Genomic DNA, 15,763 nt, shown 5'->3' on the forward strand with positions numbered 1-15,763 from the left:
AGGCCGTACGGATCGCCACCGGCGCCCGGATCCCCCCGGACACCACCGCCGTGATCCGCAGCGAGCACGCCCGCGAGTCCGGCAGCCAGCTGTACGCCACCCGGCCCGTCACGACCGGCCAGGACATCCGCCCGCGCGGCCAGGAGTGCCGCTCCGGCGACGCGCTGCTCCCGGCCGGCTCCCTCGTCACCCCCGCCGTCCTCGGCCTGGCCGCGGCCGCCGGGTACGACGAGCTCGTCACCCGGCCCCGGCCGCGCGTGGAGATCCTCGTCCTCGGCGACGAACTGCTCACCGAGGGCCGCCCGCACGACGGGCTGATCCGCGACGCCCTCAGCCCCATGCTGGGCCCCTGGATCACCCGCATCGGAGCCGAGGTGGTCTCCACCCGGCGGCTCGGCGACGACCCGGCCGGGGCCGAAGCCCTCTTCCAGGCGGTCAGCGTCTTCCAGGCGGTCAGCGGCTCCACCGCCGACCTGGTCGTCACCACCGGCGGTACCGCCTCCGGCCCCGTCGACCACGTCCACCCCGTGCTGGAGCGGGCCGGCGCCGAGCTCCTCGTGGACGGCGTCGCCGTGCGCCCCGGACACCCGATGCTGCTGGCCCGGCTCGGCGACCGGACGGACGGCCGCCACGTCGTCGGGCTGCCCGGGAACCCGCTCGCCGCCGTGTCCGGCCTGCTGACCCTCGCCGAACCGCTGCTGCGGGCCCTCGCCGGCCGCCGCCAGCGCCCCCGCTACGCCGTGCCGGTACAGGGCGACGTGCCGGGGCACCCGTACGACACCCGGCTGGTGCCGGTCCTGCTGACCGACGAGCACGCCGTACCGCTGCGCTACAACGGCCCGGCGATGCTGCGCGGGGTGGCCGCCGCCGACGCGCTGGCCGTCGTACCGCCGCACGGAGCGCGGAGCGGGCAGGAACTGGAGGTCCTCGACCTGCCGTGGGCGGCCGGGGGATGTTTCACGTGAAACTCCACGGCCAGGACGCGATGGCACGCGGCGCCGACGAGAAGCTCGTCGCGCGCCGCGTCAAACTCCCCAAGCGGGTCGTGGGGAGGCCTCTGCGCCAGGTCACCAAGCGCCTGCTGATGGCGCTGTTCGTCCTGTGCCTGACGGTCCTGATCGTGTGGCTCGACCGGGAGGGCTACCACGACAACGCCGACGACAAGGTCGGCTTCGTCGACTCCGTCTACTACGCGACCGTCACCCTGTCGACGACCGGCTACGGCGACATCGTCCCGTACAGCGACAGCGCACGGCTGGTCAACATCCTGCTGATCACCCCGCTGCGCGTGCTGTTCCTGATCATCCTGGTCGGCACCACCCTGGAAGTCCTGACCGAACGCACCCGGGAAGAGTGGCGGTTGAACCGCTGGAGGAAGAACTTGCGCGAGCACACGGTCGTCGTCGGATTCGGCACCAAGGGCCGCTCGGCGCTGCAGACCCTGCTGGCGACGGGCCTCCCGAAGGAACAGGTCGTCATCGTCGATCCCAGCGCCAAGGTCATCGACATGGCCAACGCGGAGGGGTTCACCGGGGTCGTTGGCGACGCCACCCGCTCGGACGTCCTGCTGCGCGCCGAGCTGCCGAAGGCCCGTCAGGTCATCATCGCCACCCAGCGGGACGACACGGCGGTCCTGGTCACCCTGACGGCCCGGCAGCTCAACCGGGGAGCGAAGATCGTCACGGCTGTCCGCGAGGAGGAGAACGCGCCGCTGCTGAAGCAGTCCGGAGCGGACGCCGTCATCACGAGCGCGAGCGCCGCCGGACGGCTGCTGGGGCTGTCCGTCCTCAGCCCGAGGGCGGGCGCGGTGATGGAGGACCTGATCCATCAGGGCAGCGGCCTGGACCTGATCGAGCGGCCGGTGAACCGGTCGGAGGTCGGGCGGGGCGTCCGGGAGACCGAGGACCTGGTGGTCAGCGTGGTGCGCGGGCACCGGCTGCTCCCGTACGACGACCCGCACGCGAGCCCCCTCCAGCTGACGGACCGCCTGATCACCATCGTCCGCGCCACTCCTCCGACGACCCCTCAGGTCACCCTCGGCCCGGCGGAGTAGCGGGCGCGGTAGATTCCGGGCCATGCATGCGATCACCATCGAGCAGCCGGGCGGCCCCGAGGCCCTCGTCTGGGCCGACGTACCCGATCCGGTGGCCGGCGAGGGCGAGGTGCTCGTCGAGGTCGCGGCGAGCGCCGTGAACCGCGCCGACGTCCTGCAGCGGCAGGGGTTCTACGATCCGCCGCCGGGGGCTTCGCCCTATCCCGGCCTGGAGTGCTCCGGACGCATCGCCGCGCTGGGGCCCGGCGTCTCCGGCTGGGCGGTGGGCGACGAGGTGTGCGCCCTGCTGTCGGGCGGCGGGTACGCGCAGAAGGTCGCCGTCCCGGCGGGCCAGCTGCTGCCGGTCCCGCAGGGCGTGGACCTGGTGGCGGCGGCCGCACTGCCGGAGGTCGTCGCGACCGTGTGGTCCAACGTGTTCATGGTCGCCGGGCTGCGGCCGGGCGAGACCCTGCTGGTGCACGGCGGTTCGAGCGGCATCGGCACCATGGCGGTCCAGCTGGGCAAGGCCGTCGGGGCGCGGGTGGCGGTGACGGCGGGCGGTAAGGAGAAGCTGGCGCGCTGCGCGGAGCTCGGCGCGGACATCCTGATCGACTACCGCGAGCAGGACTTCGTGGAGGAGCTGAAGGCCGCGACCGGCGGGGCCGGGGCGGACGTGATCCTGGACATCATGGGTGCCAAGTACCTGGGCCGGAACCTGGAGGCGCTGGCCATGAACGGCCGGCTGGCGGTGATCGGCTTCCAGGGCGGGGTGAAGGCGGAGCTGGACCTGCGGATGCTGCTGGCGAAGCGGGGGGCCATCACGGCGACCTCGCTGCGGGCGCGTCCGCTGGAGGAGAAGGCGGCCATCATCGCGGCGGTCCGCGAGCACGTGTGGCCCCTGATCGACGCGGGCCGGGTCCGTCCGGTGGTCCACGCCTCGTACCCCGTCACGGAGGCCGCGGAAGCCCACCGCGTCCTGGAGTCCAGCGCCCACGTGGGCAAGCTCCTGCTGACCTTCTGACGTTCTGGCGCGGCTCAGCGGAGGGCGGCGGCGACCAGCCCCTCCAGCGCCTCCCGGGGGACGCCGGTGGCCCCGGTCGGCAGGTGTTCGAGCACCAGGCCGTCGACACAGGCCAGCAGGCTGAGGGTGCGGGACTCCGGGTCGGGGACGCCGTGCGCGGCCAGGAAGGCACGCACGACGTCCCGCCCGGCGTTCTCGCGCGGCACGAGGATCTCCCGCAGCTCCGGATCCCGGACGCTCTCCAGCACGCAGGCGTAGCGGGCGAGCGAGCGCATCCGCCCCTCTCCCGTGAGCCGGGCCGTGGTGAGCGCGACGAGCCCGTCCGTGAGCTCGGCGGGGGTGAGCGGCAGCGCGGTGTGCTCCCCGGCGGCCTGGAGCTCGGCCTGGTCCCGGTCCACGAGGCGGCGCACCAGCGCGGTCAGCAGGGCGGCACGGGTCCGCAGGTAGGCGGAGGTGGTCCCCGGGGGCAGCCCGCCGGCCCGGTCGACCGCACGGTGGGTCAGCCCGCGCATGCCGAGCTCGGCCAGCACCTCGATCGCGGCATCGGCCAGCAGGATCCGTCGTTCTTCACTCACCCCCTCTTTCTACACCTGTAGAAGCCCGGGGTACTCTCCACCCCAGGTCTTCTACAGGTGTAGAAACGGGAGGGGCGCGATCATGGGGACGACGGCTCGACGGGCTCTGGTCATCGGCGGCGGCATCGGCGGACTCGCGGCGGCCCTCGGGCTGCACCGCACGGGGTGGGAGGTCCGGGTCCTGGAGCGCGCCCCCGTGCTCGAGGACGCGGGCGCGGGGATCTCCCTCGCCGCCAACGGGATCCGCGCACTGGACGCACTGGGCGTGGGCACGGCGGTCCGGGCGGCCGCCCACCCCCAGTACACGGGCGGAACCCGCACCCCCGACGGCCGTTGGCTGTCCCGCATGGACGGCAGGGCCCTCGAACGGGCCCTCGGCACACCGATGGCCGGCATCCCCCGCGCGACCCTCCACCGCCTGCTGCGGGAGGCCCTCCCGGCGCACTGCCTGCGGACGGGGTCCGGCACCCTCGCCACCGACCCCGACGCGGACCTGGTCGTGGCGGCGGACGGCCTCCGCAGCGCCATCCGCACCGGCCTCTTCCCGGACCACCCCGGGCCGGTCTACAGCGGCTCGACGGTGCTGCGCGCCATCACCGCCGAGCCGGTCCGCACGGACGAGGACTTCGCGCTCACCTGGGGGCCGGGGGCGGAGTTCGGGCACATCGGCTTCGCGGACGGCCGCGCCGAATGGCACGCGGTGCTGAAGGCCCCGGCGGGGATCCGGCACCCGGACCCGCTGCGGGTCCTGGGGCGCCGCTTCGCGAACTGGCACCCGCAGGTGGGACGGCTCCTGGCGGCGACCCGGCCCGAGGACGTCCTGCACCACGACGTCCACGAGCTGGTGACCCCGCTGCCGGCGTACGCCGTCGGGCGGGTCGCCCTGCTGGGGGACGCGGCGCACGCGATGACCCCGAACCTGGGGCAGGGGGCGTGCCAGGCCCTGGAGGACGCGGTGGTCCTCGCGGCGGAGCTGGCGGGTGGCGGGCCGGTGGCCGCGGCGCTGTCCCGCTACGACGCGGTACGCCGTCCCCGCACCCAGGCGGTGGCCCGGGCCGCGCGCCGGGCGGGCCGCATGGGCCACGCCCTCACCCACCCCCTCGCGGTGTCCGCCCGCGACACGGCCCTCCGTCTGGCCCCCTCGGGAGCCACCGTCCGAGCCATCCTCCGCCCGGCGACCTGGACGCCACCGGCCCTCCCGCTGCCGTGACACGGGTTGCCGCGCACGCTCCGCGCCCGGCGCGCTCGAACGCCGGCGGGTGGGTGAAGGGCGGGGCGGGGAGCAGCCTCCCCGCAGCGCCCCCCGACCCCCTACAGGGACCTCAGCAGCACCGCCGGGTTCTCGACGCAGTCGGCCACGTACCGGAGGAACCCCCCTGCGGCCCCTCCGTCACACACCCGGTGGTCGAAGGTCAGCGACAGCTGAACGACCTGACGGACGGCCAGCTCCCCCCGGTACACCCACGGCTTCGGGATGATCCGCCCCACCCCCAGCATGGCCGCCTCGGGGTGGTTGATGATCGGCGTGGAGCCGTCCACTCCGAACACCCCGTAGTTGTTCAGGGTGAACGTGCCCCCCGTGAGGTCGGACGGGGCCAGTTTCCCGGCCCGGGCCAGCTCCGTCAGCCGGGCGAACTCCGCCGAGAGGGACTCCGGGCTGCGCGTATGGGCGTCGCGGACGACCGGGACCATCAGCCCGCGCTCGGTCTGCGCGGCGAAGCCCAGGTGCACGCCCGGGAGCCGGACGATCTCGTTCGCCGCGAGGTCCACCGTGGAGTTGAGCTCCGGGTAGCGCGCCAGCGCGGCGGTGCAGATCCGGGCCAGCAGGGCGAGCACCGAGATCTTCGGGCCGTCCACCGCGTTCATCGCGGCCCGCGCCGCCATCAGCTCGGTGGCGTCCGCGTCGACCCAGCAGGTGGCCTCGGGGATCTCGCGCCGGCTGCGCGAGAGCTTCTCCGCCACGGCACCGCGCAGGCCCTTGAGGGGGATGCGCTCGCCCTGCGCGGCCACTGCCACGGGGGCGGCCACGGGAACGGCCACGGGCTCGGGGGCCCGGAGCGCGGCTTCCACGTCGGCCCGCAGGATCAGGCCCTCGGGCCCGGATCCGCGCAGCGCCCGCAGGTCGACCCCGTTGTCCCGGGCCAGCTTGCGCACCAGCGGCGAGATGACGGGCACCGGCCCGGCCGGAGCCGCCGGAGCCACAGGAGCCGCCGGCACCGGGGCCGCCGCCGGGGCCGGGGCCGCGACGGGCGCCGACACCGCGGCGGTGACGGGTCGCACCCGCCGCCGACGCGTCGGGCGCGAGTGGTCCGAGCCGTACCCGATCAGCGGCCGGGGCGCGTTGGCGGCACCTTCCGCCTCCGCCCCGTCCGGCGCCGACTCCGCACCCACCGCCACGGTGATCAGCGGGGCGCCGACCGGCAGCTCCTCGCCCTCCTCGCCGAACCGGGCGGTGACCACACCGCCGTACGGGCAGGGCACCTCGACCATCGCCTTGGCCGTCTCGACCTCGACGACCGGCTGGTCGATGGTGACGACGTCGCCCACCGCCACCAGCCACCGCACGATCTCGGCCTCGGTCAGCCCCTCGCCGAGGTCCGGCAGCTTGAATTCCATGACCTGCGGCATCAGTTCTCCCACTGCAGGCGGGCCACCGCGTCCAGGATCCGCTCCACACCGGGCAGGTGGTGCTTCTCCAGCATCGGCGGCGGGTACGGGATGTCGAAGCCCGTCACGCGCAGCACCGGCGCCTCCAGGTGGTGGAAGCAGCGCTCCGTCACCCGGGCCGCGATCTCCGCGCCCGGCCCGCCGAAGCCGCCGGCCTCGTGGACCACCACCGCGCGCCCGGTACGCCGTACGGAGGCGACGACGGTCTCCTCGTCGAAGGGGACGAGGGAGCGCAGGTCCACGACCTCCAGGTCCCAGCCCTCCTCGCGCGCCGCCTCGGCCGCCTCCAGGCAGACCGGCAGCGACGGGCCGTACGTGATCAGGGTGGCGCTCGTACCGGCCCGGCGGACCAGGGCCTTGCCGATGCCCGGGACGGCCGTGGGGGCCTCCGGCGACCACGGCGACTTGGACCAGTAGAGCCGCTTCGGCTCCAGGAAGACCACCGGGTCGTCGCTCGCGATCGACTCGCGCAGCAGCCCGTACGCGTCCTCGACCGTCGCCGGGGTCACGACGGTGAGCCCGGGGGTGGCCGTGTAGTAGGCCTCGGAGGAGTCGCAGTGGTGCTCGACGCCGCCGATGCCGCCGCCGTACGGCACGCGGATGGTGATCGGCATCGGCATCGCGCCCCGGGTGCGGTTGCGCATCTTCGCCACGTGCGAGATGAGCTGCTCGAAGGCCGGGTAGGCGAACGCGTCGAACTGCATCTCCACGACCGGCCGCAGCCCGTACATGGCCATGCCGACCGCCGTGCCGAGGATGCCGGCCTCCGCGAGCGGCGTGTCCGTCACCCGGTCCTCGCCGAACTCCTTCGCGAGCCCGTCGGTGATCCGGAAGACCCCGCCGAGCGTGCCGACGTCCTCGCCCATCACGTGGACGGTGGGGTCCTCGGCCATCGCGTCGCGCATGGCCCGGGTCAGCGCCTGCGCCATCGTCGCGGGCTTGACCCCCTGCTCAGCCACCGTGGTCATGCGTCGTCCTCAGCTTCCAGTTCCGCGCGCAGCATGGCCGCCTGCTCGCGCAGCCGGCCGGTCTGCTCGGCGTAGACGTGCGCGAAGAGGTCCATCGGGTTCAGTACGGGCTCGGCGTTCATCCGCTCGCGCAGGTCCGCCGCCATCGCCTCCGCCGCGTCCCGCGCCTCCTGCATGCCGGCCTCGTCGAGCCAGCCGCGTCCGGTCAGCTCGCGCTCCAGCAGCCCGACCGGGTCGTGCGCCTTCCAGGCCTCCACCTCGGAGTCGGAGCGGTAGCGGGTCGCGTCGTCGGCGTTCGTGTGGGCCTCCATCCGGTAGGTGACGGCCTCGATCAGGGTCGGGCCGCCGCCCGAGCGCGCCCGCTTCACGGCCTCGGTGAGGACCTCGTGGAGCGCGGCGACGTCGTTGCCGTCGACCAGCCGGCCCGGCATGCCGTAGCCCACGGCCTTGTGGGCCAGGGTCGGGGCGGCCGTCTGCTTGGCGAGGGGGACGGAGATGGCGAAGCCGTTGTTCTGCACCAGGAAGACCACCGGGGCCTGCCAGACGGCCGCGAAGTTCAGCGCCTCGTGGAAGTCGCCCTCGCTGGTGCCGCCGTCGCCGACCATGGCGAGCGCGACCACGTCGTCCCCGCGCAGCCGCGCGGCGTGCGCCACGCCCACCGCGTGCGGGAGCTGGGTGGCGAGGGGGGTGCACAGGGGGGCTATGCGGTGCTCGCGCGGGTCGTAGCCGGTGTGCCAGTCACCGCGCAGCAGGGTCAGCGCCTGTACGGGGTCCAGTCCGCGCGCCACGGCCGCGAGGGTGTCGCGGTAGCTGGGGAAGAGCCAGTCCTGCTCCTCCAGGACCAGCGCGGCCGCGATCTCGGCGGCCTCCTGCCCGACGGTGGAGGGGTACACGGCAAGACGGCCCTGCCGGGTCAGCGCGGTGGCCTGCGCGTTGTAGCGGCGGCCCCGCACCAGCTCGGCGTAGTAGCGGCGCATCAGCGCGGGGTCGAGGTGCTCGGCGGCCGCCGTGCCCAGGACCCGGTAGGGCTCCGGGTCCGGAAGCAGCGGAGCGGCCTCCGTACGGGGCCTCCAGGCGGGCGGCGGGGTGACACGGTGGGACGCACCGGCACCGGGCAGCTCTTGGACCGTCATGGCGGCGTACACCTCCTCGTGGGAAGCGGGCAGAAGGACTCCCCGGTTGTGGGGTGCCTCACCTACCGATTGTTCGGTCGTCGGCGCAATTTGGCTACAGGCGGCTCCAGGCTGTGGACAAACTGGCGACGGGGCCCTGGGATGGGTGCAGGACGTCCAGCAGAGGGAGGCAGTGGGCAATGCCGGATGAACAAATGGCCGCAGCGGGCTCCGTACCGGCTTCACCGGGGGCCGCCCCGGCAGCCCCACCGGCCCCTCCGGCCGCGCCGGTGCCCGCCCCGCCGGTGCCGCCGGCGCCGGCCGCCGCGCCCCGCCCGCTCGACCCGATCGACCGGTCGATCATGCGGCTGCTCCAGACGGACGGCCGCGCGTCGATACGGTCGGTGGCCGAGCAGGTGCACGTCTCGCGCGCCAACGCGTACGCCCGGATCAACCGGCTGATCGACGACGGGGTGATCCGCGGATTCACGGCTCGGGTGAACCACGAACGCGCAGGTCAGGGCGCTTCCGCCTATATCACCCTGAAGATCGTCCAGAACTCGTGGCGGACGGTGCGGGAGAAGTTGCGCGAGCTGCCGGGGGCCGCCCACATCGCACTCGTCAGCGGGGATTTCGACGTCCTGCTGCTGGTCCACACGGCGGACAACCGGACCCTGCGGGAGCTGGTGCTGACCCGTCTGCAGTCCATCCCGGAGGTGCTCTCCACCCGCACGCTGCTGGTGTTCGAGGAAACGGACCTGCTGGACCCGGGCCCGCCCGCCGGCGGCCCGGCGCTCGCGGAGGACTGAGGAGGGGCCGGGAGGAGGGCTCCCGCTCTCCTCCCGGGACGTCAGGACTTCGTGCGCAGGCCGTCCAGGGCCATGCTGACCACCGCGTCCGCGAGCTGGTCGGGGGTCGTGCCCGGGTGCGGGCGGTACCACTCGACCAGCGAGTTGACCATGCCGAAGAGCAGCCGGGTGGCCAGCCGGATGTCCATGTCCGCCCGCAGGTCGCCGTCCGCGGCGGCGGCCTTGAGCAGCTCCGCCACCTGGTGGTCGAACTCGCGGCGGCGCTCCAGGGCCCAGCGCTCGGTGCGGGTGTTCCCGCGCACCCGCAGCAGCAGGGTGACGTACGGGAGTTCCGCGACGAGGACCTCGACCGTGCGGCGGGTGACGTACTCGACGCGGGCGACCGCCCGGCCGCGCAGGGCGCCGGGCTCCTCCAGGACCGCGAAGAGCTCGTCCAGCGCCCGGCTGACGGCGCGCTGCAGCAGCTCCTCCTTGCCCGCGACGTGGTGGTAGATCGAGGACTTGGAGATGCCGGCGGCCTTGGAGAGGTGCTCCATGGACGTGCCGTCGTAGCCGCGCTCGTTGAAGACCTGCACCGCCACCGACAGGAGCGTCTCGGGGGTGTAGGTGTCCCGCCTGGCCGTGGTCATCCGGTGCCCTCCTCCGCCGCTTCGCCCCCGTCGTCCCCGTCCGCTTCGCCGTCGTCCGCGTAGCCCAGCTTGAAGAGGGCCAGGGAGGGTGCGTAGCGGCCGCCGGGACAGCGCTCATCCAGGTGGTGCAGGAGGTCGTAGGCCCAGTCCCGGCCGACCCGCGCGTGCCATTCGGAGGGGCCCAGCGGGTAGTTGACGCCGAGCCGCATCGCGGTGTCGATGTCCTCGGCGGAGGCCACGCCGCGGGCCACCGCGTCGGCCGTGAGGTCGATCAGCATGGCCACGGTCCGGGCGACGATCATGCCGGGGACGTCGCCGATGACGGAGACCTTCTTGCCGAGCTTCTGGAAGAGGCCGACGGCCTCGGCGAGGGTGCGCTCGCTGGTGTCCGCGCTGACCGACAGGGCGATCCGGGTGGCGTCGCGGTAGTCCAGGGCGAGGTCGAAGTAGACGACGTCGGTGAACTCGACGGCCGTCTTGCCGTCGGCGAGCACCAGCTGGCCCTCGCCGGGCAGCTGGATGTACGGGCCGCCGTGCGCGGTGGAGGTCACCGCGATCCCGGCCTCCTCGATCAGCCCCGCCAGGGCGGCGGCCGGGCCGAGGTCGCCCACCACGGTCACCTTCGCCGGCGCCTCCTCGGGACCGGCGGTGCGCGGCGCGGGCGGCTGCGCGCCCTCGCCGTACGGGTACCAGCCGTGCCCGGACTTGCGGCCGAGGCGGCCCGACTGGACGAGCCGGCGCTGGGCGAGCGAGGGGGTGAACTTGGGGCTGCGGAAGAAGGACTCCCAGACCGAGCGGGTGACGGCCTCGTTGACGTCCTGGCCGATCAGGTCGGTCAGCGCGAACGGGCCCATCTTGAAGCCGCCGCTCTCGCGCAGGACGGCGTCGATGGTCGCGGGGTCGGCGCCCTGCTCCTCGTACACGGCGAAGGCTTCGGCGTAGAAGGGGCGGGCGATCCGGTTGACGATGAAGCCGGGGGTGTCGGCGCAGCGGACCGGCGTCTTCCCCCAGCCCAGGACGGTGCGGTACGCGCGCTCGGCGGCGGCCGGGTCGGTGGCGGAGCCGCTCACCACCTCCACGAGGGGGAGCAGCGGGGCCGGGTTGAAGAAGTGCAGGCCGAGGAAGCGGCCGGGGTGCGCGAGGCCGGCGGCGAGCTCGGTGACGGAGAGGGAGGAGGTGTTGGTGGCCAGCAGGGTGTCCGGCGAAACCACCTCTTCGAGTGCCGCGAAGAGGGCGCGCTTGACGCTGACGTCCTCGACGACGGCCTCGATGACGAGCGCGGCGTCCGCGAGACCGGCCAGGCCGTCGGCCGCCCGGATCCGGCCGGCCGCGTCCTCGGCCTCGGCCGGGTCGAGGCGTCCCTTGGCGGCCATCCGCTCGACGCGGTCGCGGACGAGGGAGGCGCCGGTCGCGGCGAGGGCGCCGTCGATGTCGTGGATCAGCACGCGGTGACCTGCGAGGAGGGCCACCTGGGCGATTCCCTGTCCCATGGTGCCGGCGCCGACGACCGCCACAGTGCGGGACCGCTCGATTGCTGTCATGTCCTGATCCTCCCGCACCGGGTTGTCCACAGGTCCTGCCGGGCCCTCTTGTCCCGACCGATCGTTCGGTTACTCTAACTCCAGTCTGCTCTTCTTCACCCGCCCCTGCCTGATCTCACGCTGAGAACCAGCCTGATCCTGCCCGGCTCAACGAGGAGTTGGTCCCTGATGGCCGCCGAGCTCACCCTCTCCCAGCTCACCGAGAAGCACCGGCCCACCCTGGACCAGGCGCTGGCTGCCATCCGCAGCCGCGCCTACTGGTCCCCGCACCCCGAGCACCCGAAGGCCTACGGGGAGACCGCCCCGGCCGAGGGGCTCGCCGCCTTCGAGGCCGTCCGCGGCACCCGCTTCGACCTCGACCAGCCCGGCACCGACGGCTGGACCGGCGGCGAGGTCTCCCCGTACGGCCCGGAGCTGGGCGTGGAGTACCCGCACGCCGACGCGGACGTGCTGCTGCCCGCGATGAAGGCCGGCATCGCCGCCTGGCGGGACGCCGGTCCCGAGACCCGCGCCCTGGTCTCCATCTCGGCCCGCACCCACGAATTCGCGCACGCGGTGATGCACACCAGCGGCCAGGCCTTCATGATGGCCTTCCAGGCGGGCGGCCCCCACGCGCAGGACCGCGGCCTGGAGGCCGTCGCCTACGCGTACGAGGAGCAGACCCGGGTCCCCGGCCAGGCGGACTGGTCCAAGCCGCAGGGCAAGCGCGACCCGCTGGAGCTCGGCAAGACCTTCACGGCGGTGCCGCGCGGCATCGCGCTGGTGATCGGCTGCAACACCTTCCCCACCTGGAACGGCTACCCCGGCCTGTTCGCCTCCCTGGCCACCGGCAACGCCGTCCTGGTCAAGCCGCACCCGCGCGCCGTCCTCCCGCTGGCCCTGACCGTCAAGGTGGCCCGCGAGGTGCTGGCCGAGGCGGGCTTCGACCCGAACCTGGTGGCGCTGGCGGTCGAGCGGCCGGGCGAGGGCATCGCCAAGACCCTGGCGGTCCGGCCCGAGATCAAGCTGATCGACTACACGGGGTCGACGGAGTTCGGCGACTGGCTGGAGGCCAACGCCCGCCAGGCCCAGGTCTACACGGAGAAGGCCGGCGTCAACACCGTCGTCGTCGACTCGACCTCGGACTACAAGGGCATGCTGTCCAATCTGGCCTTCTCCCTCTCGCTCTACAGCGGCCAGATGTGCACCACCCCGCAGAACCTGCTGATCCCCCGCGAGGGCATCGAGACGGACGCCGGGCACAAGTCGTACGACGAGGTCGTCGCCGACCTCGCCGCCTCGGTCGGCGGCCTGCTGGGCGACGACGCCCGGGCCAACGCGCTGCTGGGCGCCCTGGTCAACCCGGACGTCAAGGCCCGCCTGGAGGCGGCGGCCGGCCTGGGCGAGGTCGCGCTGGCCTCCCGCGAGGTGGCGAACCCCGAGTTCCCCGACGCGGTCGTACGGACCCCGGTGATCGTGAAGCTGGACGCCGGCAAGCAGGACCCGGAGGCGGCCTACCTGTCGGAGTGCTTCGGCCCGGTCTCCTTCGCGGTGGCGGTGGACTCCACGGCCGACGCCCTGGAACTGCTGCGCCGCACGGTGCGGGAGAAGGGCGCGATGACGGTGGGCGCGTACACCACTTCCGCGGACACCGAGCGGGCGATCGAGGAGGTCTGCCTGGAGGAGTCGGCGCAGCTGTCGCTGAACCTGACGGGCGGGGTCTACGTCAACCAGACCGCGGCCTTCTCCGACTTCCACGGCTCGGGCGGCAACCCGGCGGCGAACGCCGCGCTGTGCGACGGGGCGTTCGTCTCGAACCGCTTCCGCGTGGTGGAGGTCCGCCGCCAGGCCTGATCCACCGGGCCGGATCCGCCGGCCTGGTCCACCTGGACCAGGCCCGTCGGCCGGCCGGCCCCGGGCGGACGCCCCCTCCCGCTACTCCGTCGAGAAAGTGCGGGAGGAGGCGTCCGTCTGGGCCAGCCTGCGCAGGGCCGCGAACATGGCGTCACCGAGCACGGTGCCGACGGCGACCGTCTCAACGAGGTCCTCGCGGTCCACCCGGCGCGCCGTGAACTCCAGGTCCGCGCGGGCCACCTCCTCGGCGGCCCGCGCGTAGGCGTCGAGCACCTCGATGAAAGCGCCGTGCCCGACCCGGGCCAGCGCCGCCAGCGCCGCCGTCAGCGCCGCGCCCGCCGGGCTGTCCGGGTCGGCGTCCCAGCCCCGCTCCGCGATCAGCCGCGCCACCCTCTCCCGGGCCAGGACCGTCTCCGCGTCCGGCTCCCCGGCATGCTCCGCCACCAGCCGGTCGGCCACCTCACCCAGCATGTCGTGCACCGGCCGCTCCCGGTCGTCCACCGCCGCCAGGACCTCCCCGATGGCGGCCAGCGAGAGCCCGCCGACCTCCAGCAGGGCCCGGATCAGCCGCAGGCGCCGCTCGTGCGGGTCCCCGTAGCTCGCCTGGTTGGGGCTGGTCAGCTCACCGGGCGGGAGCAGACCCTCCCGCACGTAGTACTTGATCGTCGGGACCGTCACCCCGGTCCGGCGGCTCAACTCGCCGATACGCACCGCGTTTTCCGTTCTTTTCCGCTTGCCCTCTTGCCGCCACATCATAGATAGTGGCGCTATCAGATAGCGGCAAGTGTCACTATCCATTACGGGGGTTGGCTGGAATGACACCGATGAACTGGGCTTCGTTACGCACATGGCACCGGCCGCTGGTGGTGTTCGCGGCGGTCATGGTGGTGTGGGCGGCCGGCTCCGCCGCCGGACTGCTGCTCGACGACCGCGTCCTCATGGGCGCGCCGATCTGGGCCAAGCCGCTGAAGTTCGCCCTCTCCTTCGTGGGCTACGCCCTCGGCCTCGCCTGGATGATCACACTGCTGGGCCGGGCCCGGCCACGGCTGCACAGGCCGGCCTGGTGGGCCGGGACGGGGTTCGTCGCGGCGGGCGCCGTGGAGATGGTGCTGATCACCGGCCAGGTGGTGCGTGGTCGGCGCAGCCACTTCAACAACGCGACGCCCTTCGACTCGGCCGTGTACCAGGGCATGGCCTTCATGGCGGTGGCGCTGTGGACGACCACGCTCGTGATCGCCGTCCTGCTCTTCCGCGCCCGCCTCGCCGACCGGGCGACCACCTGGTCGATCCGGATCGCCGCGGTGCTCACCCTCACCGGGGCCGGACTCGGCTTCCTGATGACCCGGCCCACCGCGGAGCAGCGCGCGGCGGCCCTGGAGGACCCGCCGATCACCGGCGGCCACAGCGTGGGCGTCCCGGACGGCGGCCCGGGCCTGCCGCTGACCGGCTGGTCCACCACCGGCGGCGACCTGCGGATCCCGCACTTCGTCGGAATGCACGCGCTCCAGCTGCTGCCGCTGCTGGCCCTGGCGCTGGCCGCCCTCGCCCCGCGCTTCGTCCGGCTGTACGACGAGCGGGTGCGGCTGAGGCTGGTGCTGGTGGCGGGCGCCGCCTATGCCGCGGTACTGACCCTGCTGACCTGGCAGGCCCTGCGCGGCCTGCCGCTGGTCCACCCGGACGGGGCCACCCTCGGCGCGGGCGCGGCGATCGTGCTGGCCGGCGCGCTCGGCGCCGTGCTGTCACTGCGCGGCGGGACCGCCCCAGTGGAAGAGGGTCATGGCGACGCTGGTGGCGAGGTTGTAGCTGGACACCTGGGGCCGCATCGGCAGTGAGACCAGGTGGTCGGCCCGGGCCCGCAGCTCGGGCGAGATCCCGTGCCGCTCGGAGCCGAAGGCCAGCAGGGCGTCGTCGGGCAGGACCAGGCCGCGGATGTCCTCGCCCTCCGGGTCGAGCGCGTACACGGGCCCGGGCGGGAGCTCGTCCAGCTCCAGCCGGTCGACGGTCGTGGCGTAGTGCAGCCCGGCCCCGGCACGGACCACGTTGGGGTGCCAGGGGTCGAGGTCGCCGCGGGTCACCACACCGGTGGCGCCGAAGCCCGCCGCGAGGCGGACGACGGCTCCGACGTTGCCGAGGTTGCGCGGGTTGTCGAGCAGTACGACGGGCGCGGGGCGGGGCGTCCGCGCGAGGGCGGCCCGCCCTGCGTCCCGGTCGGGCCGCACGGCGAGGGCCGCGACCCCGGTGGGGTGCACCCGGGGCAGCAGCCCCTTGAGCTCCCCCCGGCGCACGAGCCGCACGACCGCTTCCTCCACGTCGGGCGCGAGCTCGGCGGCGAGGGCCCGCACCCCCTCGGGCTCCTCGGCCACGACGGCCACCACCTCGGCCCCGAACCGCAGGGCGTGCTTCAGCGCATGGAACCCGTCGAGCACCACAACGTCGTCCCGCCCGGCATTCTCGCCCCACTCCCGCACCACACTCATACCCCGACCCTACGGCCCACCAGGCACTATCCGGCCTCGCGGGGGACTATCCGGCCTCGCCGGGGACTATCCAGCCTCGCCGGCGTTTGAGGCGCGGGG

Annotated in this window: 15 protein-coding genes; 7 read left to right on the top strand and 8 right to left on the bottom strand. The window is 73.9% G+C overall.

Translation table 11 applies throughout. The features are described from left to right. From VR44_RS00560 to VR44_RS00570, 3 genes are all read left to right on the top strand, one after another. The coding region (locus VR44_RS00560; protein ID WP_045945323.1) for a molybdopterin molybdotransferase MoeA at positions 1–965 on the top strand (965 nt) is incomplete at its 5' end. Continuing rightward, positions 953–2,053, top strand: coding sequence for a potassium channel family protein (locus tag VR44_RS00565; RefSeq protein ID WP_045945334.1), 1,101 nt, complete (start codon positions 953–955; stop codon positions 2,051–2,053). The genes VR44_RS00560 and VR44_RS00565, both read left to right, overlap by 13 nt. 22 nt (positions 2,054–2,075) lie before the next feature. After that, the gene (locus VR44_RS00570; protein ID WP_045945324.1) at positions 2,076–3,053 is read left to right on the top strand and encodes an NAD(P)H-quinone oxidoreductase; all 978 of its coding nucleotides are present in this window, start codon (positions 2,076–2,078) and stop codon (positions 3,051–3,053) included. Between the two features lie 14 nt (positions 3,054–3,067). On the opposite strand, the gene VR44_RS00575 is transcribed toward VR44_RS00570, so the two are convergent. Beyond that, a complete protein-coding gene (locus VR44_RS00575) occupies positions 3,068–3,628 on the bottom strand; it encodes a TetR/AcrR family transcriptional regulator (RefSeq protein WP_045945325.1) in 561 nt (186 codons plus the stop codon). 82 nt (positions 3,629–3,710) lie between these two features. On the opposite strand from VR44_RS00575, the gene VR44_RS00580 reads away from it, so the two are divergent. Further along, the gene (locus VR44_RS00580; RefSeq protein ID WP_045945326.1) at positions 3,711–4,838 is read left to right on the top strand and encodes an FAD-dependent monooxygenase; all 1,128 of its coding nucleotides are present in this window, start codon (positions 3,711–3,713) and stop codon (positions 4,836–4,838) included. 101 nt (positions 4,839–4,939) lie between these two features. Here the strand turns inward: VR44_RS00580 and VR44_RS00585 are convergent, their stop codons facing one another. The 3 genes from VR44_RS00585 to pdhA are packed head-to-tail and all read right to left on the bottom strand — an operon-like array spanning position 4,940 to position 8,396. Continuing rightward, positions 4,940–6,256, bottom strand: a complete 1,317-nt coding sequence (locus VR44_RS00585) for a dihydrolipoamide acetyltransferase family protein (RefSeq protein WP_045945327.1) — start codon at positions 6,254–6,256, stop codon at positions 4,940–4,942. After that, complete coding sequence (locus VR44_RS00590) at positions 6,256–7,263, bottom strand: alpha-ketoacid dehydrogenase subunit beta (protein WP_045945328.1); 1,008 nt, start codon at positions 7,261–7,263, stop codon at positions 6,256–6,258. Before VR44_RS00590 ends, VR44_RS00585 begins: the two co-directional genes overlap by 1 nt. Further along, positions 7,260–8,396 carry a pyruvate dehydrogenase (acetyl-transferring) E1 component subunit alpha gene (gene pdhA, locus VR44_RS00595; protein ID WP_045945335.1) on the bottom strand — a complete coding sequence of 379 codons (1,137 nt, stop codon included), beginning with the start codon at positions 8,394–8,396 and terminating at the stop codon, positions 7,260–7,262. The genes VR44_RS00590 and pdhA overlap by 4 nt, the downstream gene beginning before the upstream one ends. 179 nt (positions 8,397–8,575) lie before the next feature. Between pdhA and VR44_RS00600 the strand changes: the two genes are divergently transcribed. Next, on the top strand, positions 8,576–9,184 hold the full coding sequence (locus VR44_RS00600) for an Lrp/AsnC family transcriptional regulator (RefSeq protein WP_094191335.1): 609 nt from the start codon (positions 8,576–8,578) through the stop codon (positions 9,182–9,184). Between the two features lie 41 nt (positions 9,185–9,225). Here VR44_RS00600 and VR44_RS00605 read toward each other — a convergent pair whose 3' ends face one another. Next, positions 9,226–9,813: a TetR/AcrR family transcriptional regulator gene (locus VR44_RS00605; protein WP_045945330.1), complete on the bottom strand. Its 588-nt coding sequence runs from the start codon at positions 9,811–9,813 to the stop codon at positions 9,226–9,228. After that, positions 9,810–11,354 (bottom strand): 3-hydroxyacyl-CoA dehydrogenase, encoded by a 1,545-nt coding sequence (locus VR44_RS00610; protein WP_045945336.1) that lies wholly within the window; start codon positions 11,352–11,354, stop codon positions 9,810–9,812. Before VR44_RS00610 ends, VR44_RS00605 begins: the two co-directional genes overlap by 4 nt. 168 nt (positions 11,355–11,522) lie before the next feature. Between VR44_RS00610 and paaN the strand changes: the two genes are divergently transcribed. Beyond that, entirely contained in the window at positions 11,523–13,187 is a 1,665-nt protein-coding gene (paaN, locus tag VR44_RS00615) for a phenylacetic acid degradation protein PaaN (RefSeq protein ID WP_045945331.1), read from the top strand. 81 nt (positions 13,188–13,268) lie between these two features. Here paaN and VR44_RS00620 read toward each other — a convergent pair whose 3' ends face one another. Beyond that, positions 13,269–13,898, bottom strand: a complete 630-nt coding sequence (locus VR44_RS00620) for a MerR family transcriptional regulator (protein ID WP_045945332.1) — start codon at positions 13,896–13,898, stop codon at positions 13,269–13,271. A gap of 113 nt (positions 13,899–14,011) precedes the next feature. Between VR44_RS00620 and VR44_RS00625 the strand changes: the two genes are divergently transcribed. Beyond that, positions 14,012–15,019 carry a hypothetical protein gene (locus VR44_RS00625; RefSeq protein ID WP_245691569.1) on the top strand — a complete coding sequence of 336 codons (1,008 nt, stop codon included), beginning with the start codon at positions 14,012–14,014 and terminating at the stop codon, positions 15,017–15,019. Here VR44_RS00625 and VR44_RS42085 read toward each other — a convergent pair. After that, positions 14,927–15,664, bottom strand: coding sequence for a TrmH family RNA methyltransferase (locus tag VR44_RS42085; protein ID WP_094191336.1), 738 nt, complete (start codon positions 15,662–15,664; stop codon positions 14,927–14,929). The two genes, VR44_RS00625 and VR44_RS42085, sit on opposite strands and share 93 nt — an antisense overlap. Positions 15,665–15,763 lie beyond the last annotated feature (99 nt).

Source organism: Streptomyces katrae, from assembly GCF_000966975.1.
GTDB classification, from domain to species: domain Bacteria; phylum Actinomycetota; class Actinomycetes; order Streptomycetales; family Streptomycetaceae; genus Streptomyces; species Streptomyces katrae.

What these genes read in the sequence shown, in the direction of transcription:
- VR44_RS00565 (WP_045945334.1), top strand. Translation starts at nt 953, where the DNA reads ATGTTTCACGTGAAACTCCACGGCCAGGACGCGATGGCACGCGGCGCC.
- VR44_RS00570 (WP_045945324.1), top strand. Translation starts at nt 2,076, where the DNA reads ATGCATGCGATCACCATCGAGCAGCCGGGCGGCCCCGAGGCCCTCGTC.
- VR44_RS00580 (WP_045945326.1), top strand. Translation starts at nt 3,711, where the DNA reads ATGGGGACGACGGCTCGACGGGCTCTGGTCATCGGCGGCGGCATCGGC.
- VR44_RS00585 (WP_045945327.1), bottom strand. Translation starts at nt 6,256, where the DNA reads ATGCCGCAGGTCATGGAATTCAAGCTGCCGGACCTCGGCGAGGGGCTG.
- VR44_RS00590 (WP_045945328.1), bottom strand. Translation starts at nt 7,263, where the DNA reads ATGACCACGGTGGCTGAGCAGGGGGTCAAGCCCGCGACGATGGCGCAG.
- pdhA (WP_045945335.1), bottom strand. Translation starts at nt 8,396, where the DNA reads ATGACGGTCCAAGAGCTGCCCGGTGCCGGTGCGTCCCACCGTGTCACC.
- VR44_RS00600 (WP_094191335.1), top strand. Translation starts at nt 8,576, where the DNA reads ATGCCGGATGAACAAATGGCCGCAGCGGGCTCCGTACCGGCTTCACCG.
- VR44_RS00605 (WP_045945330.1), bottom strand. Translation starts at nt 9,813, where the DNA reads ATGACCACGGCCAGGCGGGACACCTACACCCCCGAGACGCTCCTGTCG.
- VR44_RS00610 (WP_045945336.1), bottom strand. Translation starts at nt 11,354, where the DNA reads ATGACAGCAATCGAGCGGTCCCGCACTGTGGCGGTCGTCGGCGCCGGC.
- paaN (WP_045945331.1), top strand. Translation starts at nt 11,523, where the DNA reads ATGGCCGCCGAGCTCACCCTCTCCCAGCTCACCGAGAAGCACCGGCCC.
- VR44_RS00625 (WP_245691569.1), top strand. Translation starts at nt 14,012, where the DNA reads ATGAACTGGGCTTCGTTACGCACATGGCACCGGCCGCTGGTGGTGTTC.
- VR44_RS42085 (WP_094191336.1), bottom strand. Translation starts at nt 15,664, where the DNA reads ATGAGTGTGGTGCGGGAGTGGGGCGAGAATGCCGGGCGGGACGACGTT.